This is a genomic window from Fibrobacter sp. (assembly GCA_017503015.1).
In the GTDB taxonomy this organism is placed as follows: domain Bacteria; phylum Fibrobacterota; class Fibrobacteria; order Fibrobacterales; family Fibrobacteraceae; genus Fibrobacter.
This window is the reverse complement of the sequence record JAFVTX010000060.1, coordinates 11160-34542: the sequence shown is the minus strand read 5'-3', so window position 1 is coordinate 34542 and position 23383 is coordinate 11160. Positions and strand designations below refer to the sequence as shown.

Annotated in this window: 23 protein-coding genes and 1 tRNA gene; 20 read left to right on the top strand and 4 right to left on the bottom strand. The window is 53.4% G+C overall.

Annotated features, from left to right (window positions below):
* On the bottom strand, positions 1-1621 hold a 1621-nt coding region (locus IKB43_11340; GenBank protein MBR2470720.1), incomplete at its 3' end, for a transglycosylase domain-containing protein.
* 114 nt (positions 1622-1735) lie between these two features.
* Here IKB43_11340 and IKB43_11335 point away from each other — a divergent pair.
* From IKB43_11335 to groL, 4 genes are all read left to right on the top strand, one after another.
* Positions 1736-1809 (top strand) — tRNA-Arg (locus tag IKB43_11335).
* Positions 1810-2389: 580 nt separating this feature from the next.
* Positions 2390-2644 carry a helix-turn-helix transcriptional regulator gene (locus tag IKB43_11330; protein ID MBR2470719.1) on the top strand — a complete coding sequence of 85 codons (255 nt, stop codon included), beginning with the start codon at positions 2390-2392 and terminating at the stop codon, positions 2642-2644.
* A gap of 329 nt (positions 2645-2973) precedes the next feature.
* Positions 2974-3255 (top strand): co-chaperone GroES, encoded by a 282-nt coding sequence (gene groES / locus IKB43_11325; protein MBR2470718.1) that lies wholly within the window; start codon positions 2974-2976, stop codon positions 3253-3255.
* Positions 3256-3287: 32 nt separating this feature from the next.
* Positions 3288-4922, top strand: a complete 1635-nt coding sequence (groL, locus tag IKB43_11320) for a chaperonin GroEL (GenBank protein MBR2470717.1) — start codon at positions 3288-3290, stop codon at positions 4920-4922.
* Positions 4923-5096: 174 nt separating this feature from the next.
* On the opposite strand, the gene IKB43_11315 is transcribed toward groL, so the two are convergent.
* Positions 5097-5639: a TlpA family protein disulfide reductase gene (locus tag IKB43_11315; GenBank protein MBR2470716.1), complete on the bottom strand. Its 543-nt coding sequence runs from the start codon at positions 5637-5639 to the stop codon at positions 5097-5099.
* A gap of 107 nt (positions 5640-5746) precedes the next feature.
* Here IKB43_11315 and IKB43_11310 point away from each other — a divergent pair, with 107 nt between their 5' ends.
* The 8 genes from IKB43_11310 to IKB43_11275 all read left to right on the top strand — a co-directional run bounded on the left by IKB43_11310 (position 5747) and on the right by IKB43_11275 (position 14254).
* Positions 5747-6538: a hypothetical protein gene (locus IKB43_11310; GenBank protein ID MBR2470715.1), complete on the top strand. Its 792-nt coding sequence runs from the start codon at positions 5747-5749 to the stop codon at positions 6536-6538.
* A gap of 113 nt (positions 6539-6651) precedes the next feature.
* Positions 6652-7023, top strand: coding sequence for a 30S ribosomal protein S6 (gene rpsF, locus IKB43_11305; protein ID MBR2470714.1), 372 nt, complete (start codon positions 6652-6654; stop codon positions 7021-7023).
* Positions 7023-7274, top strand: a complete 252-nt coding sequence (locus IKB43_11300) for a 30S ribosomal protein S18 (GenBank protein ID MBR2470713.1) — start codon at positions 7023-7025, stop codon at positions 7272-7274. Before rpsF ends, IKB43_11300 begins: the two co-directional genes overlap by 1 nt.
* A gap of 16 nt (positions 7275-7290) precedes the next feature.
* Positions 7291-7740, top strand: coding sequence for a 50S ribosomal protein L9 (gene rplI / locus IKB43_11295; GenBank protein MBR2470712.1), 450 nt, complete (start codon positions 7291-7293; stop codon positions 7738-7740).
* Between the two features lie 147 nt (positions 7741-7887).
* Entirely contained in the window at positions 7888-9312 is a 1425-nt protein-coding gene (locus IKB43_11290; protein MBR2470711.1) for a hypothetical protein, read from the top strand.
* On the top strand, positions 9312-10022 hold the full coding sequence (locus IKB43_11285; GenBank protein MBR2470710.1) for a hypothetical protein: 711 nt from the start codon (positions 9312-9314) through the stop codon (positions 10020-10022). Before IKB43_11290 ends, IKB43_11285 begins: the two co-directional genes overlap by 1 nt.
* A gap of 105 nt (positions 10023-10127) precedes the next feature.
* The gene (locus IKB43_11280; GenBank protein MBR2470709.1) at positions 10128-11198 is read left to right on the top strand and encodes an efflux RND transporter periplasmic adaptor subunit; all 1071 of its coding nucleotides are present in this window, start codon (positions 10128-10130) and stop codon (positions 11196-11198) included.
* Positions 11198-14254, top strand: coding sequence for an efflux RND transporter permease subunit (locus IKB43_11275; protein MBR2470708.1), 3057 nt, complete (start codon positions 11198-11200; stop codon positions 14252-14254). Before IKB43_11280 ends, IKB43_11275 begins: the two co-directional genes overlap by 1 nt.
* 3 nt (positions 14255-14257) lie before the next feature.
* Here the strand turns inward: IKB43_11275 and IKB43_11270 are convergent, their stop codons facing one another.
* Entirely contained in the window at positions 14258-14539 is a 282-nt protein-coding gene (locus tag IKB43_11270; protein MBR2470707.1) for a septum formation initiator family protein, read from the bottom strand.
* Positions 14539-15420, bottom strand: a complete 882-nt coding sequence (locus IKB43_11265) for a DNA-processing protein DprA (protein MBR2470706.1) — start codon at positions 15418-15420, stop codon at positions 14539-14541. The genes IKB43_11270 and IKB43_11265 overlap by 1 nt, the downstream gene beginning before the upstream one ends.
* 3 nt (positions 15421-15423) lie before the next feature.
* On the opposite strand from IKB43_11265, the gene mazG reads away from it, so the two are divergent.
* From mazG to rsmD, 8 genes are all read left to right on the top strand, one after another.
* A complete protein-coding gene (gene mazG / locus IKB43_11260) occupies positions 15424-16233 on the top strand; it encodes a nucleoside triphosphate pyrophosphohydrolase (protein ID MBR2470705.1) in 810 nt (269 codons plus the stop codon).
* A 410-nt stretch (positions 16234-16643) separates the two neighbouring features.
* Positions 16644-19118 (top strand): UvrD-helicase domain-containing protein, encoded by a 2475-nt coding sequence (locus IKB43_11255; GenBank protein MBR2470704.1) that lies wholly within the window; start codon positions 16644-16646, stop codon positions 19116-19118.
* A 205-nt stretch (positions 19119-19323) separates the two neighbouring features.
* The gene (gatC, locus tag IKB43_11250; GenBank protein ID MBR2470703.1) at positions 19324-19611 is read left to right on the top strand and encodes an Asp-tRNA(Asn)/Glu-tRNA(Gln) amidotransferase subunit GatC; all 288 of its coding nucleotides are present in this window, start codon (positions 19324-19326) and stop codon (positions 19609-19611) included.
* 20 nt (positions 19612-19631) lie between these two features.
* On the top strand, positions 19632-20384 hold the full coding sequence (locus IKB43_11245; GenBank protein MBR2470702.1) for an NTP transferase domain-containing protein: 753 nt from the start codon (positions 19632-19634) through the stop codon (positions 20382-20384).
* A gap of 9 nt (positions 20385-20393) precedes the next feature.
* Complete coding sequence (locus tag IKB43_11240; GenBank protein MBR2470701.1) at positions 20394-20855, top strand: helix-hairpin-helix domain-containing protein; 462 nt, start codon at positions 20394-20396, stop codon at positions 20853-20855.
* Positions 20856-20977: 122 nt separating this feature from the next.
* Positions 20978-21805, top strand: a complete 828-nt coding sequence (locus IKB43_11235) for a hypothetical protein (GenBank protein ID MBR2470700.1) — start codon at positions 20978-20980, stop codon at positions 21803-21805.
* Positions 21802-22812 carry a hypothetical protein gene (locus IKB43_11230; protein MBR2470699.1) on the top strand — a complete coding sequence of 337 codons (1011 nt, stop codon included), beginning with the start codon at positions 21802-21804 and terminating at the stop codon, positions 22810-22812. Before IKB43_11235 ends, IKB43_11230 begins: the two co-directional genes overlap by 4 nt.
* Positions 22813-23364, top strand: a complete 552-nt coding sequence (gene rsmD, locus IKB43_11225; protein MBR2470698.1) for a 16S rRNA (guanine(966)-N(2))-methyltransferase RsmD — start codon at positions 22813-22815, stop codon at positions 23362-23364. It abuts the gene before it with no gap.
* Positions 23365-23383 lie beyond the last annotated feature (19 nt).

Sequence of the window (23383 nt, the reverse complement as noted above, 5' to 3'; positions counted from 1 at the left end):
CCATCAGGGTGGCGCCCACGGAACCCAGGGCAAGGCTCGGGACTGCAAGGAGCGGAGCCCTTACGATGCCGAACTTGCGGGCGTAATTCACCACGTTGCTGAGCCCGTATTTCATGCCGGTAAGAATAGCGGGCAGGTTCTTGGACTTGTAGAGGGCCTTGCGGAGCGTCATCATTCCTTCAAAGTCGTGACCGAAGTTTGCCGGACGCCAGACCTTGTTCTTGTCCTTGTCGTCGGGGTCGGGGATGGTGACGGGCTGGTCGTTCACGGAGTCGCAGGGGGAAGCCCCGTTGTCCATGGCGGTAGCATAGACGATAGGCTTGAAGCTGGAGCCCGGCTGGCGCAGGGACTGCACCGCGCGATTCCAGCGGGAGCTGTTCCAGTCGCTTCCGCCCACCATGGCGCGGATGGCTCCGGTCTCGTTTTCGATCAAGATGGCGGCCACTTCGGCGTGGTGATACTGGATACTGTCGGGGAAACGTCTTTTCTTGGGATCCGGGTTGGTGTCGTTGGCCAGATAGTCCTTTTTGAACAGGGTATAGATGCTGTCGAAATGGGCGACAACGCTGTCTTCGGGCATGTCGTACTTGTTTGCGAGGAACAGGCGGCGTGTGGCGCGGTACTTGATGCGTCGGCGGACTTTTTCTACCTGGACCTGTGCCACGCTGTCGGCGTAGGCCTGGATATCGGGGTCGATGGTGCTATAGATGGAAACACCGTCGGCATAGAGGGAATTTTCGCCGTACTTCTTTTCCATGTACTTGCGGATTTCTTCGTAGAAGTAGAGGCCCGCACCTTTCTCTTCTTCTTTTTCGGCCAAGGTGATGGGGGTGTCCACATACTTGCGGTAATCTTCCTTGCTGATGTAGCCCGCATCCATCATGGCAAACAGCACGGTATTGCGGCGTTCCAGAGATGCTTTGGGGTGCCTGTCGGGGCGGTAGGCCTCGGGGCGCTGGAGCATGCCTGCCAGCACGGCCAACTCCGGAATGGTAAGGCTATCCAGCGGGCGTCCGAAATAGTACTTGCCTGCGGCCTGGAAACCGTAGTTACCGGCGGACAGGTAAACCTCGTTCATGTAGAATTCGAGAATCTCTTGTTTGGTGTAGGTCTGCTCGATACGGATGGCCGTCATGGCCTCCTTGATCTTACGGGAAATGGAACGCTCCGGAGTAAGGAACAATAGCTTGGTGAGCTGCTGAGTGAGGGTGGAGGCTCCGCGGAGTTTCTTGCCGCTGGAGACGCTTTCCATGATGGCCGAGGGAATGGCCCAAACGTTCATGCCCCAGTGGTTGTAGAATTCACGGTCTTCGGTGGCCATCACCGCACGGATGGCGTTTTCGGGGATGGAGTCGAAGCTGACCCATTCTCGACGCTCCACGTAGTATTCGTGGGCGATTTTCCCGTTCATGTCGTAGATATTGGTGACCAGTTTGGGGTTGATCTGTTCCAGCTGGGAGCGGGAAGGTAGTTCCGGCAAGAAGTGGTTGTAGGTGACCACGACGGTAGCCGCCACAAGCAGGACCGGCAGAAACAAAATGAGCAGCCACAGGATGACTTTCTTTTTCAGGAAGGCGGACTTGAGAGCGTTCAGTATCTTGAAAATAATGTTCTTGACCATTTTATGTTTCTGCGCGGAACTTGATTCTTTTGCCCAAATTTAGTAATTCTTTCAAGAAATTTAAAGAAAATCCCTTGACATGTAGGCCGATAATGCTATATTTGGGGCACCGATGCGGATGTAGCCCAACTGGATAGAGCGTTTGGCTACGAACCAAAAGGCTCCAGGTTCGAGTCCTGGCACCCGCATAAAGAAGAGTCCCCCTCGTAAAGAGGGGGATTCTTCTTTTATACCGACGATAGGGCGAGAACCTGGGTCCTTTGTGAGCAACAAAGCCCCAGTTATTGAACTGGGGCGGTTGCGAGAGGACTAGCCCGCCCGTTTTTTTATACGAGAATCTAGGCTAGTCCGGTCGTTACCCTGCTCCAGGTTCGAGTCCTGGCACCCGCATAAAAAGGCCCCTCTCGGCAAGAGAGGGGTCTTTTTTATTCTGAGTAGGGATGAGAACCTGGAGCCATCTCCCTTATCGCATAGCCACCGAAGGTGGCCGCGAAAATAACCCGCCGACCCGAGGTCCTTGTTTAGAAGGTGGTGGGTTATTGAGCGCCGGGAGGGTTTTAGGGAGGGCGGAGCCCGCCCTATTTGCTTAATGTAAATAAGATTTTATCAAAATCGTAGTAATTTGGTAACAATTGTTTGCACGATTCCCCGTCATGATTTGATAAAATTGGCGCCATGACTCACAATCACGATATCTTTTGCATAGCATTCCAAAAACTGGTGCTGCGGACGAGAAAGGAGTCATTTATATCTCAGAAACAGCTGTCCATGGAATCAGGTTTGACGAGGCAATTCATTTCCATGATGGAAAGCGGCAAGCGCATTCCCTCATTCGAAAGTTTTTGCCTTCTGGCTCGGGGTTTGGGTATTTCTCCGGTAGAAATGACGGAGAAATTTCGTTCCATCTACGAAAGGGAGTATCGTAGCATGGAAGAAAAGCTGAGGAGGCTTTCCAGGAAGGAGGTCCTGCTGGCGGCCGACAAGGTCCGCAGTGCGGAATACATAAAACAACTTCGGGGCTAGGGCCCAAAGTGGTTAAATTTGAAACGCCATGAAGACATGTTTCAAAATTAAACGTTAAAAATCTAGGTGAAATGGGATTTTAGGTGGGCTTGTTTCCTAAGTAGCAATTTTTTTGCCAAAAATCGGGAATTTGGCCAGAAAACACCATAAATCGGAAGCTCGTTTGTCGTTATCGGGGAGCATAACGCGGTTTTCGCCCCTTGATATGGAACTTGCAAGTTTTGGCACGGAAATTGCTGATTTGATGGCGAAAACAAAAACGCCCTTCTGGGCAGTGTTTAAACAAAGGGCCCCGCGAAAGCGGCCGTCCGCAAAAAAGGAAAAGAAAAATGATCAAGCCTTTAGCAGATCGAATTGTTGTCAAGCCGGCAGAAGCCGAACAGAAGACCTCCTCGGGTCTCTTTATTCCGGATAACGCCAAGGAAAAGCCCATGCAGGGCAAGGTCGTGGCCGTGGGCCCAGGCCGCAAGAACGACAAGGGCGAAATCGTCCCCATGGAAGTCAAGGTGGGCGACGTGGTGCTCTACGGCAAGTACAGCGGCACCGAAGTCACCGTCGACGGCGAAAACTACCTCATCGTGAAGGAACCGGACGTCATCGCGACGCTCTAATCAAAAAAAGTTTATAAAAAAGGAAAAACAAAATGGCAAAGCAACTCAAGTTTGATGTGGCGGCTCGCGAATCCCTCATGAAGGGCGTGGACAAGCTCGCCAACGCAGTCAAGGTAACTCTCGGCCCCAAGGGCCGCAACGTGATGATCACCCGCTCCTTCGGTGCCCCGAACGTGACGAAGGACGGCGTGACTGTCGCTAAAGAAGTGGAACTGGAAGACGCCTACGAAAATCTCGGCGCCCAGATGGCCAAGGAAGTCGCGAACAAGACTTCTGACGCTGCCGGTGACGGTACCACCACCGCTACGGTTTTGGCCCAGGCCATCACCCGCGAAGGCCTCAAGAACGTGGCCGCCGGTGCAAATCCGATGGACATCAAGCGCGGCATGGACGCTGCGGTTGACGCCGTCATCAAGGAAATCGGCAAGATGGCCGTGAAGATCAACGGCAAGGAACACATTGCCCAGGTCGCTACCATCTCTGCGAACAACGACCCCGAAATCGGTGACTTGCTCGCCAACGCCATGGAAAAGGTCGGCAACGACGGTGTCATCACCATCGAAGAATCCAAGACCGCTGACACAGTGCTCGACGTCGTGGAAGGTATGCAGTTCGACCGCGGCTACCTCTCTCCTTACTTTGTCACCAACACCGACAGCATGGAAGTCAGCCTCGAGAATCCGTACATCCTGTTGTACGACAAGAAGATTTCTACCATGAAGGATTTGCTCCCGATGCTCGAACACGTGGCAAAGCAGGGCAAGTCTCTCCTCATCATCGCCGAAGACGTGGATGGCGAAGCTCTCGCAACGCTCGTCGTGAACAAGATGCGTGGTACCCTGAAGGTCGCCGCCGTCAAGGCCCCGGGCTTCGGTGACCGTCGCAAGGCCATGCTCGAAGACATCGCTATCCTCACTGGCGGTATGCTGGTTTCCGAAGACACGGGCGCGAAGCTCGAAGATGCTCCGGTCACCGTTCTTGGCCAGGCCAAGTCCATCACCATCACGAAGGACAACACCACGATTGTGGAAGGTGCCGGTGATGCAGCCTCCATCAAGGGCCGTATCGGTCAGATCAAGAAGCAGATCGAAACCACCACCAGCGACTACGACCGCGAAAAGCTCCAGGAACGCCTGGCCAAGCTTGCCGGCGGCGTTGCCGTGATCAAGGTCGGTGCCGCTACCGAAGTCGAAATGAAGGAAAAGAAGGACCGCGTGGACGACGCCATGCACGCAACCCGCGCTGCCGTCGAAGAAGGTATCGTTCCGGGTGGTGGCGTTGCCCTCATCCGTGCCGAGAAGGCCATCGATTCCCTCAAGTTCGATAACGACGACCAGAAGACCGGTGCCGCCATCATTCGCCGCGCCATCGAAGAACCGCTCCGCCAGATTGTGCAGAACGCTGGCCTCGAAGGTTCTGTTGTGGTGAACAAGGTCAAGGAAGGCAAGGACGCCTTCGGTTACAACGCGAAGACCGACACCTACGAAGACCTCATCAAGGCTGGCGTCATCGACCCGGCTAAGGTGACCCGCACGGCCCTCAAGAACGCCTCCTCCATCGCTTCGATGATTCTCACCACAGACTGCGTGATCACCGAGAAGAAGGAACCCAAGCCGGCAGCGCCTGCTATGGATCCCTCCATGGGTGGCATGGGCGGCATGATGTAATCGTCGCCGGTCAAGAGAACAATCATTTTCTCCTTAAAACAGAAACCCGGACCGAAAGGCCCGGGTTTTCTGCTGCTTAAATCTTTTTTGCGAGCGAAGTTCTGTAACCCCTGGAGGAAGAGAGCTTGATTATCTTAAGCTATAAACTCCGAACTCCGAATTCAAAAATCCGAATTACTTCTTCAACACCTTGTTCAGCGTAGCCTTCAGGTGGTTCATGTTGGCTTCGTCCAAAGTCTCATAGCGGTAGAAGGTGCCGTCACTCTGGACAAAGTAGAGCACCGGGATGTAGCCCGTGCCGTAAGCCGGACCGAACTTGCTGTTTGCGTCCTGGAACACGGGAATCACGGCGTGGAACTGGTCAATGAACATGCGGATGTCGTTTTTCTTGATGCCGCCGCCAAGGCCGATGGCAATACCCGTAAGGCCTGCGGATTCATACTCCTTCATCAGGTCCTGGATTTCGGGAAAATGCCGCTGGCAGTGGGGGCATTTGGGGCTGAAGTAGTAGATGAGCAGCGGACGGTTGCTGAAATGGCTGAACAGGATGCCAGGATCGTTGATACCCACCAGGGGCTTGGAAAAGTCCATCTTCATGGGGGCATGGGTTGTAGAATCTTGCATGAGCTGGACGTCTGCCACCTTGGGTTCGGCGGCGAGTTGTGCAAAACAAAGTCCGGCAGTCAGGGTCACGAGAGCGAAAAAGCGTTTGAGCATTGGCGATAAAACTCCTAGTATAAACCCTAAAATACGAAATTTCCATTGGAAAAGCACGGCAAAATGAAAAAGAGACGATTTTTGTGCAATTTTTGTACATTTTACCTGTGTTTGCGCGTTATGCCATAATCCTGCTTTTGGCAGGGGTTTCCTTTGCGTTTGCCGCCGAATCTGCGGACAGCGTTTCCGACATACCACTCCCGAAACAGTCTGCCTACACGGGCAAGGGCTTTACGGTGGGTATCGGCATGGGCGTGTTTGACGCCAGCGAGAAATGCGACTGTGTTGGAATCTGGCAGGGTCAGGCGGACTACTTCTATACGCCTTGGTTTTCGGGAGGGGTGGAAGTCCGGTTTTTCGGCGGTGAGATGGACTCCAGGACTTCGGTCTTGTACCAGCGGTACCGCCTGTCCGGCAAGTTCCACCTGTCTTTTTCAAACTTTTCCATGTACCTTTCTCCTCTGGTGGGGCTAGAAACTACGGACATTTCGGAGCTTCGGGAGCAGTGGAAGAACCGCTCCAAGGATGGGGACGACATTGACGATATCGACGATGATGAAATCGCCTCGGTGGCGGATTCTGCGATAAAGGCGACCAACTGCGAAAAGATGTTCTCCCTGGACGGCTTTTCGGCGGGGCTGGAGTTTGGCATGGGGTATGCGTTCCCCAAATACCTTGGGGTTTTCGGGGCCGTCCATTACGAGCATAACTTTAACAATTCCCAGCTCCTGACCATGACCCCCGGTTTGGGCTTCAATTTGCGGAGTGTCTGGGATTGGGCCCAAAAGAACACCTATTCCCTGTGGTTTACCGTGGAAGGAGGCTTCCAGAGGTATTTTCACAGGGGGGTCTCGGATTGGAACAGGGCCCTGATTTTCGGGTTTACCCTGGGAATTTAGCCCCGGGGTTTGACAAAAGGCCCCTTTTTTCTATATTTGGTCCACCGGTTTTTAAGGCCGGAACCCTCCCAGGGCCAATGGTGGACCTGGGCGAAAGACCAAAGGGACTCATTATGAGACAGTACGAAACCATGGTGATTATCGATGCCATGATCTCCGACGACGCTATCAATGCCGAAGTCGAGAACATCGCCTCCATGATCACCAACGGCGGTGGCGAAATTCTCCGCCGCGACGATTGGGGCAAGCGCAAGCTCGCCTATACCATCAAGAAGCGCCAGCACGGCTACTACGTGATTTTCTACTACAAGGCCGAAGCCGCCGTAGTGGCAAACATGGAAGCCGCTCTCAAGCTCAACGAAAACGCTCTCCGCTGGATGACCCTCGTGGACTATCCCATGAGCGAAATCGTTTACAACCAGGATATGGCTCAGTCCACCGAAGAAATCATTCCGGTTGACGCAGAAGAAGGGGAGGCTGAATAATGGCTTTTGAAGATAAGAAACAGGCACCCCGTATCCGCCGCAAGAAGACTTGCTGGTTCACGGAAAACAATGTCAAGTTTATCGACTACAAGGACGAGAAGACTCTCCGCCGCTTCATCTCCGAACGCGGCAAGATCATTCCTCGCCGCATCTCCGGCACCTCTGCCAAGTACCAGCGCATGCTGAACGAGGCTATCAAGCGTGCTCGTCAGATGGCGATTCTCCCCTTTGTATCGGACAGCGTTCGCTAATAGGAGGAACTAGACTATGGAAATTATTCTTAAGGCCAATGTTCCTCACCTGGGCAAGATGCTCGACGTCGTGAAGGTTAAGGACGGTTACGCCCGTAACTACCTGTTCCCTCGCAAGCTCGCCGTGCGTGCTACCAAGGAAGCGAAGCTCCAGATTGAAACCAACCGTGCCGCCCTCGAAGCCCAGTTCCAGAAGGAACTCGCTGCTGCCGGCGACGTTGCCGCCAAGCTCGCTCAGATTTCCGTCAACCTGGAACGCAAGGTTGTGGAAGGCGAACGCCTCTACGGTTCCGTCACTGCAGGCGACATTGCCGAAGCTATCACCAAGGCCGGCGTCAAGATTAGCCGCGCCCAGGTTCAGCTCGACGAACCCATCAAGCAGCTCGGTGTTTACACCGTCGCTATCAAGGTGTTCAGCGATGTTGAAGCTCAGGTCAAGGTTTGGGTAGTCGCTGAGAAGGCTTAATTCTCTCGGACTGCTAGAAATCTTAAAAAGCCGCTCCTTCGGGGGCGGTTTTTTTGTCTGTAAACTATCCCGTAGGGCGTAGTTAGTAACTAGTAACTAGCCCGCAGGGCGTAACTCGCTTTACCTAATTTTCTATTTTATTTCCGTATGCGCAAGTTTTCTTTTATCGCCTGCGTGGCGAGTCTTTTGGCGGTATCGGCGTTTGCCCAGCCCCGCGACCTGTTTGCGGAATTCGAGGCGGAAACAGAGGCCGCCCAGTCCAGCGAGGCGGCGGTGACGGCCCAGAGTTCAAGCTCGGAAGTCTTGTCTAGTTCTGCAGCAGTATCTTCTAGTAGTGTCGTTTCCAGCTCCAGTGTCGCTGTTCAGGAATCCTCCAGTTCCGAAGCGTTGTCTAGCTCTGTACAGTCTAGTTCGAGTATCGCCGTGGCAGATACCCTTCAGCAGTCTTCCAGCAGCGTTGTGGCGGATTCTCTGCAACTGTCCTCGTCCAGCGAAGTTCCCCAGGATAGCTTGTCTTCTAGTTCAGAGGTGTCGTCTAGCTCGGCTATATCCTCCAGCTCGGTCGAGTCTTCAAGTTCCGAGGCATCTTCCAGTTCACAAGTTTCGTCCAGCTCAATTGAGGTTGCGGTCGTCCCGTCTTCCAGCAGCATCAGCCGTCGCGACCTGCTTGGCCCGGTGAAGGTCTCGAAGGTCCACAGTATTGACGAAATGAAAGGCAAGTACCGGAGTCCTCGTAAGGCCCTGTTCATGTCGTTGGTGGTTCCCGGTTCGGGCCAGCTTTATGTAGGTGGCTCTACCTTCAACTACGCCCGCGGTGCGGTCTACCTCGCTCTTGAGGCAGCCCTCTGGGGTGGCTGGTATTACTTTACCGTTTACAAGTACGACAAGCAGGTGAACAAGTACAAGAAATTTGCCAAAAATCATTTCTCCATTGGCCGCTACGAATCCCAGATGCGCGACATCTACTTGAATCAGCTTTCAGATGAAACGGAAGAATCTCGGTTCGAGACCCGCTACATGACCAGCCGGGAAGATTTCTGCAAGGCAATTTATGGTGACGCAAACGCTTCGGGCTGTTACACCAAGGGCAAGCTCTTTACCAATGACAAGGCCCATACGGATCGTTTTTCTGTGACGAATCCGCAATCTCTAGGTCAAGAAATTGCAAGCCAGAAGAACTTCTACGACAACTCCAGTGTTTATCAATTGGTGAGCGAAAGGTCCTATGTGCTTGGTTGGGATGATGTGGATTCCGTAGCCCTAGGTCAGAACCTGCTTCTGGAAGAGGCCGTTGTTGATGAAATTGTTCCTCTTGGCAAGTCCAAGAACCAGTCCAAGTATCGCGATATGCGTAGCAAGGCCAACGACTATGCCGACCTGCAGGTTTGGTTCTTCGGGGGTATTATCCTGAACCATCTGGTCTCTGCCGTGGATGCGGCCTTTGCGGCCAACGCCCACAACAAGGAACTTTACTCCGAAGATGTCTCCTGGTACGACAGGCTCCATTTCGAAAGTTACATGAGCTTCTTCGATGGGCTTGATGTTGGGGTCCAGGCCAGCTGGGGATTCTAATGCGCCTCTTTCTCACCATTCTGTTTTGTGCGGCCTGTGCTTTTTCCCAGGTGGTGATTTCTGTTGACGAAAGTGTGAGCAAGAACAGCGAGAAGAGCCTTGCCGTGGCATTGGGAGCTTCTGCTCTTTTGCCCGGCATGGGTGAACTTTACCTGGACGAGCGCGAGATGGTCCGCCCCTTCATGTGGACTGACATTGCCCTCTGGATGGCGGCGGTGGGGTCTTACTACGTAGGGGAGCGTTACATTTCTTCGGCCCACGATTATGCGGTGCGCCACGCGGGGCTCAACACTTCCAGCAAGAAAGTTTCGCTTTTGAATACGGTGGGGGACTACCGTAGCCGTAGCGGCGTGGCTGGTCAGAATTCATCTCCGGATAACGACGAGGACTACAACCAGTCCATGATTCGCGCCGGCAAAGCGACAAACGAGGAATTTTCTGACGACATCCAGTGGGACTGGGGGAGTAGCGACAATCCCGAGACTTCGGAACATATCGACGAATACAAGAACCGCCTGCGGAACTACCGCATCAGCCGGATTGTCTTTCAGGTGTCGGTAGGGGCGCTGGTACTGAACCGTGTGGTCTCCATGCTAGACGCCATGCGCATTTACCGCAAGACATCATCCAAGTCCTTCGGAGAGCGGATGCAGTTCTTGCCGGAGTTTGGCGAAGATGGCGGCGGGCTTCTGGTGAACGTGAAATTTTGAGGAAATTCAGAATTCGAAATACAGAACTCGGAATTAGATGTTTTTGCAACCATATGAATTTGATGATCATCTAAATAAGTGATTTTTGAAAACCTGAAAATTTTTATGAGAAACCTGTTCCTACTACTTTTGACTGTCGCGATGCTTGTCGCCTGTTCTGCCAAGGACGCTCCTCAGGGAGCAGGCGGAAAGCCTGCGAAGGGCGGTCGCAGCCTGAACGTAGAGGGTTACATCGCGGAGTTCTCGAATCAGAAGCAGGAATTCCAGACCATGGCTACTCTGGAGGCGAACAACAGCGTCTCCTTGAGTGCTGCCGTTTCTGGCCGCCTGGTAGAACTTCATGCCAAGGACGGTGCCAGCGTGCCTGCGGGGCTTCTCCTTGCCAAGCTGGACGATTCCGAACTCAGGGCTCAGCTGAAGCAGGCGGAGTCCAACTATTCTCTTGCTGCCCAGCGGGAGCAGCGCACCCGCACTTTGTACCAGCAGGGAGGTGCGACTCAAGAAGATTTGGAAGCGGCTGTGGCGAACCTACAGTCGGCGGAAGCCAGTGTAGAGTATATCAAAGCCCAAATTGAGAAGACAGAGGTTCGGGCCCCCTTTGCGGGTAAGCTTGGCTTGGTGGATGTTTCGGTAGGCCAGTGGCTGAACGCGGGCGCTCCCGTTGCCGAACTTAGCGACGTGAAAAAATTGAAGGCCCGCTTTGCCGTGCCCCAGCGTTATGCCTCTAGCGTGAAGGTGGGGGACCGGGTCACCCTGAAGGACCAGGAACGGAATGTAGAGAAGAAGGGGAAGGTTTCTGCCCTGGATGCCACCATTTCGGAAAGCAGCCGTACCCGGCAGGTGGTGGTTTCTGTCGATAATTCCAGCGGCAAGCTTATTGCGGGCGGCTACGTGAGCGCCACCATCCAGATGAAGCCCGGCAAGACCAAGAGCACCACCATTCCTGCCGAGGCGTTGATTCTCGACAGGGAAGGTGCCTATGTGTTTGTTGTCCAGAATGGCAAGGCCCATATCAAGCATGTGAAGACAGGGCTTCGTACTCCCTTTTCTGTAGAAATAACGTCGGGGCTTTCTAAGGGCGATACGGTAATTGTTTCCGGGATTATCAGCCTCAGGGAAGGGGTGGATGTCAATATCAAGGAAATCAGACGCGCCATGAATTACGAGGTGGATTGATGAGCATCAGCCAGCTCTCGGTCCGCCGCCCTGTACTGATGAGCGTTGTTGCCCTGGTGATTTTGCTGTTGGGCTTTTTCGGCGCGTCCAATTTGGGCGTGCGTGAATACCCCAACGTTGATTACCCGCTGATCCAGGTGAGAACCTCTTACCCTGGCGCAAACGCCGCCGTGGTAGAAGCCGAAGTGACCGAAATTCTGGAAGCCTCCATCAACAGCGCCTCGGGCATCAAGGCCCTTACCTCTACCAGCCGCGACGGTTTTTCCTCCATCAACATCGAGTTCGAGACCGGCATGGACTTAGAGGCGGCCGCCAACGAAGTTCGCGACCGCGTGAGCCGCGTGCGCCGTCGCTTGCCCGACGATGTGGACGAACCGACGGTCTACAAGTCCGATAGCGACAACGACCCGATTCTGATGCTGAGCTTGGTGAGCGACAAGCTGGACCCCATGGAGGTTTCGGAAATTGCGAACAACCAGGTGAAGGAGCGCCTGCAGACTATTTCCGGAGTTTCGGAGGTGGCTATATGGGGCGAAAAGCGGCCCACGGTGCGCCTGTGGATCGATCCCGTGCGCTTGCAGGCCCTGGGCGTTTCCGGAGCGGAGATGTCGGCGGCCCTCAAGAAGGGCAACCTGGAATTGCCTTCGGGAACTATCGAAGGTAGCGAGACCACCCTTTCTATCCGCACTCTTGGACGAATCCTGGACCCCAAGGCTTTTGAGAACATTGCGATAAAGACCGCCGCCGACGGAACCGTAATCCGCATATCGGATGTGGCGGATGTCCATTACGAACCCAAGGATACCCGCACGGGATTCCGCCGTAACGGCAAGAATTCCATTACCCTCGCCCTGATGGCGCAGCCAGGTTCTAACCATGTAGAAATCGCCAACGAATTCTACAAGCGGGTAGAGGATATCCGCAGGGAGATTCCCGAAGGCGTGCAGGTGCTTTACGGTCGGGACACTTCCATCAATATCCGCGCCAGCATCAAGGAAGTAGTGGAGACCATCTTTATCGCCTTCTTGCTGGTGATTGCCATTATCTTCGCCTTCTTGCGGGAAGCCCGCACCACTCTTATCCCCATGGTGGTGGTTCCCGTTTCCGTGGTGGGGAGTTTCTTTGTGCTTTATCTGTGCGGATTTTCCATCAACGTGCTGACCCTTCTTGCCATGGTCCTTGCCATTGGCCTTGTGGTGGACGACGCTATAGTGATTGTGGAAAACATCTACCACAAGATTGAGCAGGGCATGAATTCCAAGCAGGCGGCCGTGGCAGGTACCAACGAGATTTTCTTTGCGGTAATCGCCACTTCTGTGGTGCTCATGGCGGTGTTCGTGCCGGTGCTTGCTTTGGGCGGCACCACGGGGCTTCTGTTCCGGGAGTTCGTGGCGGTGATGATCGGTACGGTGTTCCTCTCTACCTTCTGTGCCCTGACGCTTTCGCCCATGCTCTGCTCCAAGTTCTTGCGGCAGCAAAAACAGGGGTGGTTCTTCCGGGTGACGGAGCCCTTCTTTGACGGGCTGAACGGGATTTACTCGAAACTTCTGGGTGTTTTCTTAAAGTTGCGATTTTTGCTGTTCCCTGTGGTGCTTGGGCTTTTGGTGGCGGCCTATTTCTGCTACACCAACATGAGTAGTGAAATGGCTCCTACAGAGGATTCCAACGCGGTCATGGTGAACATGAACATGCCCGAGGGCGTGAGCCTGGACCGTACCAAGCGCATGGCCGACGCCTTTGCCGAAGAGGTGATTGCGCTGATGGACAGCAACGAATATACCGAAATCCAGGCGGGTGCTTGGAATGCGGGTAACTCCAGAATGCGCATCTTCTTGAACAATGACAAAAAGTCCCGTCGCCCCCAGAGCGAAATTGCCCGTTCTATCCAGATTTTGGGCAGTGAATACCCGGATTTGCGGGTGATGGTGTTTGAGCCTCAGAGTATCAGTACCCAGCGCGGCGGGCTTCCGGTGCAGTTCGTGTTGCAGGCGCCAAATATCGAAGTCCTGCGTACTCTGGTGCCCAAGTTCGAAGAGGCGGCGTGCAGGAGTCCCGTATTCAGCGTGGTGAACACCAACCTGCGTTTTACCAAGCCGGAACTCCATATCGAGATTTTGCGGGACAAGGCCAACGAAGAAGGGGTCAGCGTCAACGATATCGCCCAGGCGGTGCAGTTGGCCATCAGTGACCAGTCTTATGGGGAATTCTATAAGGATGGACGCCAGTACGACATTATTGGGGCGGTGGGCTACCAGTACCGCAGCACTCCCGAAAGGCTTTCCTTGCTGACGGTCAAGAACGGCAAGGGCGAGCTGGTCAGCGTCGAGAATTTTGTCACCTACAGCGAACAGTCGGCGTCGCCGTCGCTTCCGCGTTACAACCGTTTCAGCGCCGCCACGATTCAGGCGGGCCTCGTTCCCGGCAAGACCATTGGCGACGGCGTCGAAGAAATGCGCCGGATTGCAAAAGAGGTTCTTAAGGAATACCCCAGCGTGAGTACTGCCCTGAGTGGCTCTTCCAAGGAATTCGAGGAAAGTTCCAGCGGGCTTTACATCGTGTTCTTGCTGGCTTTGGCGCTGGTGTTCCTGGTGCTGGCGGGGCAGTTCGAAAGTTTCCGCGCACCCTTCGTGATTTTCTTTACGGTGCCGCTGGCCTTGGCGGGGGCACTTGCCTGCCTGTTCATTACGGGGCAGACCCTGAACATCTTTAGCGAAATCGCCCTGATTCTTTTGATTGCCCTTGTGACCAAGAACGGTATCTTGATTGTGGAATTTGCAAACCAGATTGCGGCCAATACGGGATGTTCTAAGCTGGAGGCGGCTCGGCTAGCGGCGGAACGCCGCTTCCGCCCAATCCTCATGACGAGCCTTTCCACCGTATTGGGCGCGGTGCCGCTGATACTCACCGGCACCCCGAGCCGCATCGCTATGGGCATCGCTATCGCAGGCGGCCTTACCTTTGCCACCTTCATGACCCTCTTTATTGTGCCTGCGGCCTACAGCTTCTTTGCGGGCAAGGTAGAAGTTTCTACCAGCGACGCAAGTAAAATGGCCTAGCCTTTATTCCACCAACTGAAAGACTTTTTCGCCCTTGCGGCTCATGCCGTAGCGGCTGCGGAGGACTCCTTCTTTGTAGAGGGAGTCGTTTTCGAGCAGTTCGATTTCTTTCTTGTACTGCTCGATGAGGGCGTTGAGGGAATCCACCTTGGCCTGGTACATGGCAATTTCTTGCTTGACCTGGTTCTGCCTGGGGAAACTGTTCTTGCCAAAGGCCAGTTCGGCAACGACGATGGAGAGCAGAAACAGCACGGCAATGATGGCGATGTATTTCTTTTTGTGCATCAGGGCTCTCCGTTGAAATAGAACTGGAAATTGTCCTTGCTCTCGGCAAGGCCTGCGATTTCCAGTTCTGTTAATATAGCTAAAAGTTGGGGAGTTGCTAGGGTCAACTCGGATTGAATCTCCGAAAAAGTTTTTCGGAATCCCTTGAACTTGAAGAACAGTTCCTTGGCGCCTTGGGTTAGGCTGCAGCCCGACCGTTCGAGTTCGGCAATCTGCGGCCCTTGGGTGCGAGGGAGCCCTATTACTTTGTACAGATTTTCGGGAATGAAAACGGGGGAGGCAACTCCTTGGTCCAGCAGCTGGTTGGTGCCGCCGGCTACCTCGCAGTCAAAATCTCCGGGGCAGGCGTAGAGCGCCTTGCCTTCTTTCTTGGTGAATTCGCCGGTCAGAAGAGCTCCGCCCTTGACCTTGCTCTGGACAATGACGGTGCACTTGGAAAGCCCGCTGATAATCTTGTTCCGGGCGACAAAGTTTCCCTTGAAGCTGGAGGTGTTTCCTTCGTATTCGCTGACCAGGGCCCCGCCTTCTTCCAGAATCCGGTCGGCCAGGAATTTTCGTGACCCCTGTATGGCGGCCCCCAGCCCCTGGGCAAGAACTGCAATGGTCGGAATCCCGAAATCTAGGGCCGCCTCATGACAGTAAAAGTCTATGCCCTGGGCAAGTCCCGACACCACCACGGCACGGGTCCCCTGGAGAGACCTGACCAGGTGGCGGCAGAGTTCCCGCCCGCTGTTGGAGGGCCTGCGGGTGCCCACCATGGCCACCCCGATTCCTTCGGGGATGTTCCCCTTGATGAACAGCCTGTTCGGGCGGTAAATGGAAGAATCCAGCAAAAGGGGAAAATGTTCGGTGATGCAGGCGGTGGTGTTTCTATCTTTCATGGTATGAAATATTCCTTTGACGACTTGGTGAAGATTATGGAGCGCCTCCGTTCTGCAAACGGATGCCCCTGGGACAAGGAACAGACCACCCATTCCCTGCTCCCTTACTTGGTAGAAGAGTGTTTTGAGTTTATCGATGCCGCCCAAGAAGGGGACGCCTCCCACATGTGCGAAGAGCTTGGGGACGTGCTCTTGCAGGTGGTGTTCCACGCCCAGGTCATGAAGGAGTCCGGTGACTTTACCGTTGATGACGTGGTGCAGGGAATCTGCGAAAAGATGGTCCGCAGGCACCCTCACGTGTTCGGGGATGCCCATGTGGAGAACGCCGCCGGAGTCTCGCGGCAGTGGGACAAAATCAAGTCCTCCGAAAAGAACAATCTGAAAACAGCCGGCGGGTCCGTTATGGACAAAGTAAGCAAAAGCATGCCGCCGCTCGCCCGGGCCCAGGACATCATCCGTCGAGCCGCTAGGGCGGGGTTCGACTGGGACGCCCGGGAACCTGTATTTGAAAAGGCCCAGGAAGAATTTACAGAATTTCGCGCCGAAATGCAAGGAATTTCTGAAAAAAATGCAAATATCGACCGCCTGGAAGACGAATTCGGCGATATTATGTTCAGCTTGGTGAACGTGGCGCGCCACTGCGGGTTCAATGCCTCCATAGCGCTCCAGCGGGCAAACAGCAAGTTCGAGAAGCGTTTCCGCAAGGTAGAGGCCATGTGCAAGGAGATGGGCAAGGAAATGCCCGAGGTGGGCCTGGAAGGCCTGCAGCAGATGTGGAAACAGGCAAAGGCAGTTGTCAGTGATGAGTTGTGAGTTGTCATTTTTCAGCAATGCCATCTTTGGCCGTGAGGTTGAGGTTGGTGCATCCTGTAACCCGCGCGACACATCTTGTCCCCTGCAGCCCTAATACCTAACCCTTACCGCCTAACTAAGAACATTCCAATGTGGATTATGGGCCGGACAGATTTTTTTGTCCGGGCTTTTATTTTGGGGTTATATTATGGGTGTGCTTCCAGTAAGTCCTGGTTCTGGAGAAGGGATGCCGGATCGAACCGCGGGGTAGGACCTACCGGAAGCACTCTCTTTTTTGAGTTTTGAAGAAAGTAGGGTGAGACTTGCCGCAAGGCAAGAAAAAAACGCAGGCCTCATGGGCCTGCGTTTTATCATATACAATTTGTTTTGAAAAAATTTTTATATTGTACATTTGTGCAAGGAGTTTTTTGATGGCTAACGTGGTTGATGATGTTGTCTTGAATCGTGAACTGAACCCGGAACAGGCGGCGGCTGCCAAGAAGATTGACGGCCCTATGCTGATTTTGGCCGGGGCGGGTTCGGGCAAGACGCGTGCCATCACCTACAAGATTGCCCATCTGGTGTCGTTCCATCAGGTGGAGGCGGACCGGATTCTGGCGGTGACGTTTACCAACAAGGCTGCCCGCGAAATGAAAGAGCGTATCCAGAAACTTTTGCAGCTTCGCCTGGCCTTCAACTGGATGGGCACGTTCCATTCCGTGTGCCTGAAACTTTTGAGGCTTTGCCTGACCAAAGATTTTGTGATTCACGCCATGGGTGGCTCCTGGTACGACAACAATTTCTCCATCTATGACGACGATGACCAGAAACGGATTCTGAAAGAAATCCTCAAGGAAGAACTGGGCGAAAATTACGATGCGTCCGAAGTAAAAAAACTTCACGGAGCCATTTCTCGGTACAAGAACACCATTCTATATACCAACGGCGAAGCTGTTTTGCAGACTCCCGAAATCGCCATGATGCGGGCTGAATTTGCCGACCAGGAAAGAATGGCCAGGCTTTACGGGGAATACCAGAAGCGCCTCAAGGAATCCAACGCCATGGACTTTGACGACCTGCTGTTCAATACGGTGCTCATGCTCCAGAAAGTACCCCACTTGGCAGACCAGCTGGCGGAGCGATACAAGTACGTGGTGGTAGATGAATATCAAGATACCAACGACGTGCAGTATGAACTTTTGAAGTTGCTCATTAACGAGCAGAAAAACGTGACAGTGGTGGGCGACGACGACCAGAGCATTTACGGCTGGCGTGGGGCGAACATCAAGATCATCCGCAATTTCCATAGGGATTTTGCCCCGGTGACTATCGTCAAGCTGGAACGGAACTACCGCTCTACGTCAAATATCGTGAAGGGGGCGGGCTCCGTAATAGCCCACAACGTGCGCCCCCTGGAAATGCAGAAGGTGGTGTATTCCAAGGAAGAAGCCGGCGACCCCATCCGGGTACGGCACACGATGGACGACCGCAGCGAAGCCCAGCAGATAGCGGATTTGATTGCCGTGGCGGGTGAGGCGAATTACTCCAAGACGGCGGTGTTTTACCGCACCAATGCCCAGTCCCGCGTGATAGAAAAGGCCTTGAACGACAACCGCATTCCATCAGTGATTTTTGGCGGCACGCGGTTCTGGGACCGCAAGGAAGTCCGGGATATTCTTTCGTATTTGCGTCTTCTTTCAAATGAAAAGGACGATGCCGCCCACCTGCGGGTCATCAACACGCCGCCCCGTGCCATCGGCAAGACTTCAGTAGAGAATGTCCTTGCCCGCGTTCGAAATGGCGAAGGAACCTTCTGGCAGATGCTTGTGGCCGAGGCTAGCGGTGTGTCCCGTTCCGCTCCCAAGCTGAAAGGCTTTGTGGACTTGGTCCAGTCCTGGAAAGAACTGGTGGCCGCCGGAGAGACTCCGCTTCCGCTCCTGGCAGAACGGATTGTAAACGATGTCGCCTACAAGGAATTCTTGCGGAAAGACGACGAGCTTTCTGCAGACGAACGGATAGGCAACGTCGATGAAATGATTAACGCCATCCGTGAATTCGACGAGGAACATCCGGGGGCCACGTTAGACGCCTTCTTGCAGGATATTTCCCTCTTGACCGACGCCGACAAGAAGGTGGACGATTCTAAGGGCCATGTAACTCTCATGACCATCCACATGGCGAAGGGTCTAGAATTCAATACGGTGCACATTGCCGGCTGTGACGACGGTATTTTCCCGCTGATTCGGGAAAGTTCCATGCTGAGTGTCAAGGAGGCCAACGACCAGCTTGAAGAGGAACGTCGCCTGTTCTACGTGGGCTGTACCCGTGCCGAAAAGAAGCTTTACCTGTACCATGCGGAACGTCGCTTTTTCCAGGGAACTATCCGGCCTTTTGCGCCGTCCCGGTTCTTGAAGGAACTGGATCCTTCTGTCGTGGAATTTACGCCCTGCATAGATGAACGGCCCGCCTTTTCGGGCTGGACGCCTGATGCTCCTGAAAAGCCCCGTTACAATAGCGCCCCGTCTTTTGTTCGCAACCGGAGCTTTGGCTCCGGAACTTCGGGCTCGAGTTCGTCGGGCTTTTCGGGCGGGTCTCGGTTCGGAGGTTCCAGGAGTTCCGTTCCGGATTCGGTCCGCAAGAACGACCGGCGTATCGTCTATCGCAATCCCATAAAGGTGGCGCCGACCACTAGTTCTGTGGATACGTCGGGCCCTCGCATTGTCTATGACGAGTATAGCGAGAATCCTTTCCATCCGGGAGCAAAGGTGCGGCACATCAAGTACGGAGTCGGGACTGTTACCCGCTGTTACGGCGAAGGGGACAACGCCCGTGTAGATGTCCGTTTTGGCGATGGGAACCTGCGTACCATTATCCTGAAATATGCCGCCCTGCAGGTGGTGGGGTAGTGTATAGGGGCTAGGGCTTAGGGGTTAGGATCTAGGGGCTAGGGTTTAGTGGTTAGGATAGCCGGTCTCAAGAGGTGTTATCCTCGAACCTCACACCTCACAACCCATAACTCATAACTCATAACTCACCACTCACCACTCACCACTCATTTGCCTTTCATTCCAAAATTTTCTATCTTACTCCTCGTAAAGATTGGAGAGTCCTATGCTTGAAACCGATGAAGTCCTGAAATTGGCCAAGTTGTCCCGCCTGAGCATTTCCGAAGAGGAAATTCCTGCCGTCAAGGGCCACCTGGACAAGATGCTCAATCATCTGGAAGCGTTGAAGGCTCTGGACCTTTCCAATGTAGAACCTATGACCGCCGTCGAAACCGGCGAGACGGTTCTTCGCGAAGACGTACCTGTACAGGGATTCACCCTAGAGCAGGCTTTTGCAAATGCGCCGGCGGTGGAAAACGACCACTTCGCCATTCCCAAGGTCATTGGCGGCTAGAAGCCTCCTTTGCCTGGACTATGTCTCCTGTATCCTGTATTGTTCCTGCCCGCATGGGGTCTTCCCGGTTTCCCGGGAAGCCGCTTTTCAAGTTGTGCGGCAAGGAGATGATTGTCCGCACCCTGGAGCGGGCGGCCCTTGCAGAATGCTTTGACCGCATCGTCTGTGCTACCGACAGCGACGAGATTGCCGAGGTGGTTTCCCGCGCTGGGCTCGAATTTTTGCTGACGGGGGAGGCGGCTACCGGTTCTGACCGGGTGGCAGAGGCCGCCCGTGCCCTGGACCTTGACCTGGTGGTGAACCTGCAGGGTGACGAACCCTTGGTAGAGCCTTCGGTCTTGTGCGATGTCGCCCGGACTCTTGCCGAAAACCCGGACTGCTGGGTGACGGTGGCCTGCCCGCTTAAGCCAGAAGACGTTCCCCTGAAGACTGTGGTGAAGGTTCTGGTCAAGGACGGTTTTGCCGTTGATTTTCGCCGGGAAATTCCTGCAGGCGAAGCTGGCCGGTGGTTCCAGCACCAGGGAATCTACGCCTATTCCCGCAAGTCCCGCGATGAATTTACTTCTTTGTCCCAGAGTAAGCTTGAACTGGAGCGCTCCTTGGAGCAGATGCGGATTATGGGTATTCGCCCTATCCGTATGGTCCAGAGTCCCTATGAGAGCATCTCTGTGGATGTGCCTTCTGACGCGAATGCCGTCGAAGCCTTGCTACATGAACAAAAAAAGCAGGGGCTGCCAGACGGACGATTTAAGGAGCCCCTGCGTAGTCCGTAGGTGCTTCTGATGAACGCTCCCGAAAAACAAATCCTCCGTATGGCCCTGGTCTTTTTGGTACTTGGGCTGGTTTTCCGCTATCTACCCTGGGGTGTACCCGCCATTGGGCAGGTGGAAGAATACTCCAATTTGGAATATGTCGCTGAAAGGGATTATATCTCGAAAAAGTCCGGACCTGACTTTAGCACAGTTACGAATAAAGTAACCAAAGTTGATTCGTCCGAACATAAGACGAAAAAACAAAAAAACATAAAAAATAAACAAAAAAAGCCAAAATTGCCCATACATGTCAATTCTGCAGGGGTGGAGGAATTGTGCGTCCTAAAAGGCGTAGGACCCAAGCTTGCTGAGAAAATTTTAGCGTTTCGTGCCCAAAACGGCCCATTTTCGGGCCCTCAGGATTTGCAAAAAGTACCCGGAATCGGCAAGAAAAAACTGGAAGGCCTCCTACAGGGGGTGATTTTTGATTAGTTTTAGGATGTACATTTTCATAAGTCGTTGAGTATATGAGTGATACGAAGATTTATCTAGGTATTGAGGTTGGGGATGCTTCCCTAAAAGTGGCACTGTTGGACTCCGCTGAAAAGCGGGTTTTGCGTACGGCCGTTCTCCAGACTGGGACCAGTCCTCTGGATGACGTCTACACTTTTGAAACGGTCCTCCAGGCCTGGTTGGAATCCGTCCAGCAAGAGTCTGTGGAGGCGGTATCCTTGTCTATTCCGGCATTTCGTTCTATTGTGAGGCAGGTGTATGTGCCTGCAGAGGCGTGTGCCAACCGTGAAGACTACCTGGAGTGGTATCTTGGACTTATTACCAATGCCGAAAAGGGGTCTTACATCATGGACTATCAGGTCCTGTGCGGAGACGCTACTGTTGGGGAGACGGTTCTTTTGATTGCCGTTCGTCGTGAATGGGTGGATGGAGTTCGTAAAGGATTCCGCAACAAGGGGTTAGCGCCCAAGACTATGGAAGTGGATGTGCTCTCGCTGTTGAACTTAATGGATGCGGCTGACCATATCGATGGTTTGGAATGTGTGATTAAGGCTGATTTTGCGGGTGTAACCATGATGTGGATTTCGAAGGATAGACTGCAGGACTTGCGTTGTGTGTCTACTCTTTCACTAGTGGATAAATCTGCTGAAGAGGCTTACGGATTCCTGGCCAACGGCATTCGTGAACAGATTGATTTTGCAAAGGAAGATGATGTCTCCTTTGATGTAAAACAAATCCATTTGTGTGGGGAATTGGCAACGGATCCTCTGTTTATGAAAAATTTGCAGGGGGCTCTTCCGGAATATCAGATTGTTTTGATGGATTCCTTCTCCAATTTAAGACTTCCGGTGGAAGAAGAAGATTCTGCCGCAGTTCTTAGCTGTGCCGGTGCAATTGGCGCTGCCTTGAACCTCATGGAGGAAGTATGATTCACTTGAACCTTATTGAGGCTGCTGAACGATCGTCCTTAATGGAAAACGTGAATCCGGTTCACGTTACCGATGTTAATGCGGCAAGAAAATCTTCCAAGTCGAAATTGCTGACAGTTGGTCTTGCTGCAGCCTTTGTCTTTGTTGCGTTCAGCTGTTTCCTGAGCGTGTTTGGGGTTCCCGGTCCTTTGCAGGGTGCCTTGCCAGAGGCGTACTTATCTTTAATTGGAGCTGAGGATCCGAGTCAGACGTTGACTTTGGGTGCAGGGCAGACTACCACTGCTGGTGGAGTCCTGGAAGCGGAGGCTGCTGCTGAACGTGCGGTACTCAAAATGCGTGAGGGAATGTCTGTAAAGCAGGTGGTTGCGGAAATCAATCCTCAGGCTTTGTACAACAACAGCCGCACGAGCTACGAGTCCTATTTGCCCCTAGAAAAGATTTCTTACCAGAAGGCGGCTAGCGCTCAGTTCCTTACGTTCCTTGCTACGGCGACACCCGATGATGTTGGCTTTTCTGATTGTATTTTCCAGACTCCCAACTATTACTATATCCGTGGTGTGGCTGCCAAGCCCACTTCTCAGCGTAGTTTCCTGGAACGGGTAAAGGCAGTGAGTGCAGACTTTAGAACACCTCCGCTGCCGGAAAATGCTCCGGCTACTGACATTACGGCCTTTGGATTGTTTAATGTGTCGACTCCGAACTTGGCTGCTGTTACGAGTTTTGTGAAATCTGCTGAGGTGGCCGAAGAAATTAAGACTTTGAAGGCTTTGGCAACCAATGTTAAGCTGAATTTCAAGGGGCTCGAAAAGCCGACCGTAGAGGATTTTGGCGTGTACAAGCGTTATTCTTACACGGTGTCTGCCAACTCAGATTTCCCGGAGTTGCAAAATTTTGTGTCGGCGATGCTGGAATCTCCAGTTCGTGTAGGCGTCACGAAGATGGAAATGATTTTTGCCAAGCATGACATCCAGAGCTCAATGCAGTTCGTGATGTTCGTGGTTCCTTAAATGCCTATTCGCATCACGGGCGGGGACCTTCGTGGACGGATGGTCCCTTCTCCTCCCAGCATGAAAACTAGGCCAACGGGTTCGAGGACCCGTGAGGCTCTTTTTAACATTTTGCAAAGCGTTGATGGATTCCGCATGCTGGGCCTGTTTGCCGGTTCGGGCATTATGGGAATTGAGGCCTTGAGCCGTGGAGCGGCCCATGTGGTGGCTGTGGAAATGGTTCATTCCCAAGCACATCTCTTGCTGCAAGGGTACAAGGCTTTGTCCTTGGAAAAGAAACTTACTTTGTACGAAAAGAATGCCTTGACACTAGAAAAAGAGGAGCTATGTGCCGAGGGTGGGTTTGATTTGATTTATGCAGATCCGCCATTCAAGGATGTGGAATATCCTGACTTGCGCTCTTTCTGGCAGTGGCTGAATCTGGGTGGTGTGGCCGTATTCGAAGCGCCCAGTCGAAATCTGCCTGCATGGGTCAAAGAGGCCTCCGACGCTGGACTGGTTCAGGTCCGCCGCTATGGGGAATCCTCGTTGGTGATTTGTAGGTCAAAGTAGTTACAAGTTGATTTATGCA

What these genes read in the sequence shown, in the direction of transcription:
- IKB43_11330 (MBR2470719.1), top strand. Translation starts at nt 2,390, where the DNA reads ATGGAATCAGGTTTGACGAGGCAATTCATTTCCATGATGGAAAGCGGC.
- groES (MBR2470718.1), top strand. Translation starts at nt 2,974, where the DNA reads ATGATCAAGCCTTTAGCAGATCGAATTGTTGTCAAGCCGGCAGAAGCC.
- groL (MBR2470717.1), top strand. Translation starts at nt 3,288, where the DNA reads ATGGCAAAGCAACTCAAGTTTGATGTGGCGGCTCGCGAATCCCTCATG.
- IKB43_11315 (MBR2470716.1), bottom strand. Translation starts at nt 5,639, where the DNA reads ATGCTCAAACGCTTTTTCGCTCTCGTGACCCTGACTGCCGGACTTTGT.
- rpsF (MBR2470714.1), top strand. Translation starts at nt 6,652, where the DNA reads ATGAGACAGTACGAAACCATGGTGATTATCGATGCCATGATCTCCGAC.
- IKB43_11300 (MBR2470713.1), top strand. Translation starts at nt 7,023, where the DNA reads ATGGCTTTTGAAGATAAGAAACAGGCACCCCGTATCCGCCGCAAGAAG.
- rplI (MBR2470712.1), top strand. Translation starts at nt 7,291, where the DNA reads ATGGAAATTATTCTTAAGGCCAATGTTCCTCACCTGGGCAAGATGCTC.
- IKB43_11290 (MBR2470711.1), top strand. Translation starts at nt 7,888, where the DNA reads ATGCGCAAGTTTTCTTTTATCGCCTGCGTGGCGAGTCTTTTGGCGGTA.
- IKB43_11285 (MBR2470710.1), top strand. Translation starts at nt 9,312, where the DNA reads ATGCGCCTCTTTCTCACCATTCTGTTTTGTGCGGCCTGTGCTTTTTCC.
- IKB43_11280 (MBR2470709.1), top strand. Translation starts at nt 10,128, where the DNA reads ATGAGAAACCTGTTCCTACTACTTTTGACTGTCGCGATGCTTGTCGCC.
- IKB43_11275 (MBR2470708.1), top strand. Translation starts at nt 11,198, where the DNA reads ATGAGCATCAGCCAGCTCTCGGTCCGCCGCCCTGTACTGATGAGCGTT.
- IKB43_11270 (MBR2470707.1), bottom strand. Translation starts at nt 14,539, where the DNA reads ATGCACAAAAAGAAATACATCGCCATCATTGCCGTGCTGTTTCTGCTC.
- IKB43_11265 (MBR2470706.1), bottom strand. Translation starts at nt 15,420, where the DNA reads ATGAAAGATAGAAACACCACCGCCTGCATCACCGAACATTTTCCCCTT.
- mazG (MBR2470705.1), top strand. Translation starts at nt 15,424, where the DNA reads ATGAAATATTCCTTTGACGACTTGGTGAAGATTATGGAGCGCCTCCGT.
- IKB43_11255 (MBR2470704.1), top strand. Translation starts at nt 16,644, where the DNA reads ATGGCTAACGTGGTTGATGATGTTGTCTTGAATCGTGAACTGAACCCG.
- gatC (MBR2470703.1), top strand. Translation starts at nt 19,324, where the DNA reads ATGCTTGAAACCGATGAAGTCCTGAAATTGGCCAAGTTGTCCCGCCTG.
- IKB43_11245 (MBR2470702.1), top strand. Translation starts at nt 19,632, where the DNA reads ATGTCTCCTGTATCCTGTATTGTTCCTGCCCGCATGGGGTCTTCCCGG.
- IKB43_11240 (MBR2470701.1), top strand. Translation starts at nt 20,394, where the DNA reads ATGAACGCTCCCGAAAAACAAATCCTCCGTATGGCCCTGGTCTTTTTG.
- IKB43_11230 (MBR2470699.1), top strand. Translation starts at nt 21,802, where the DNA reads ATGATTCACTTGAACCTTATTGAGGCTGCTGAACGATCGTCCTTAATG.
- rsmD (MBR2470698.1), top strand. Translation starts at nt 22,813, where the DNA reads ATGCCTATTCGCATCACGGGCGGGGACCTTCGTGGACGGATGGTCCCT.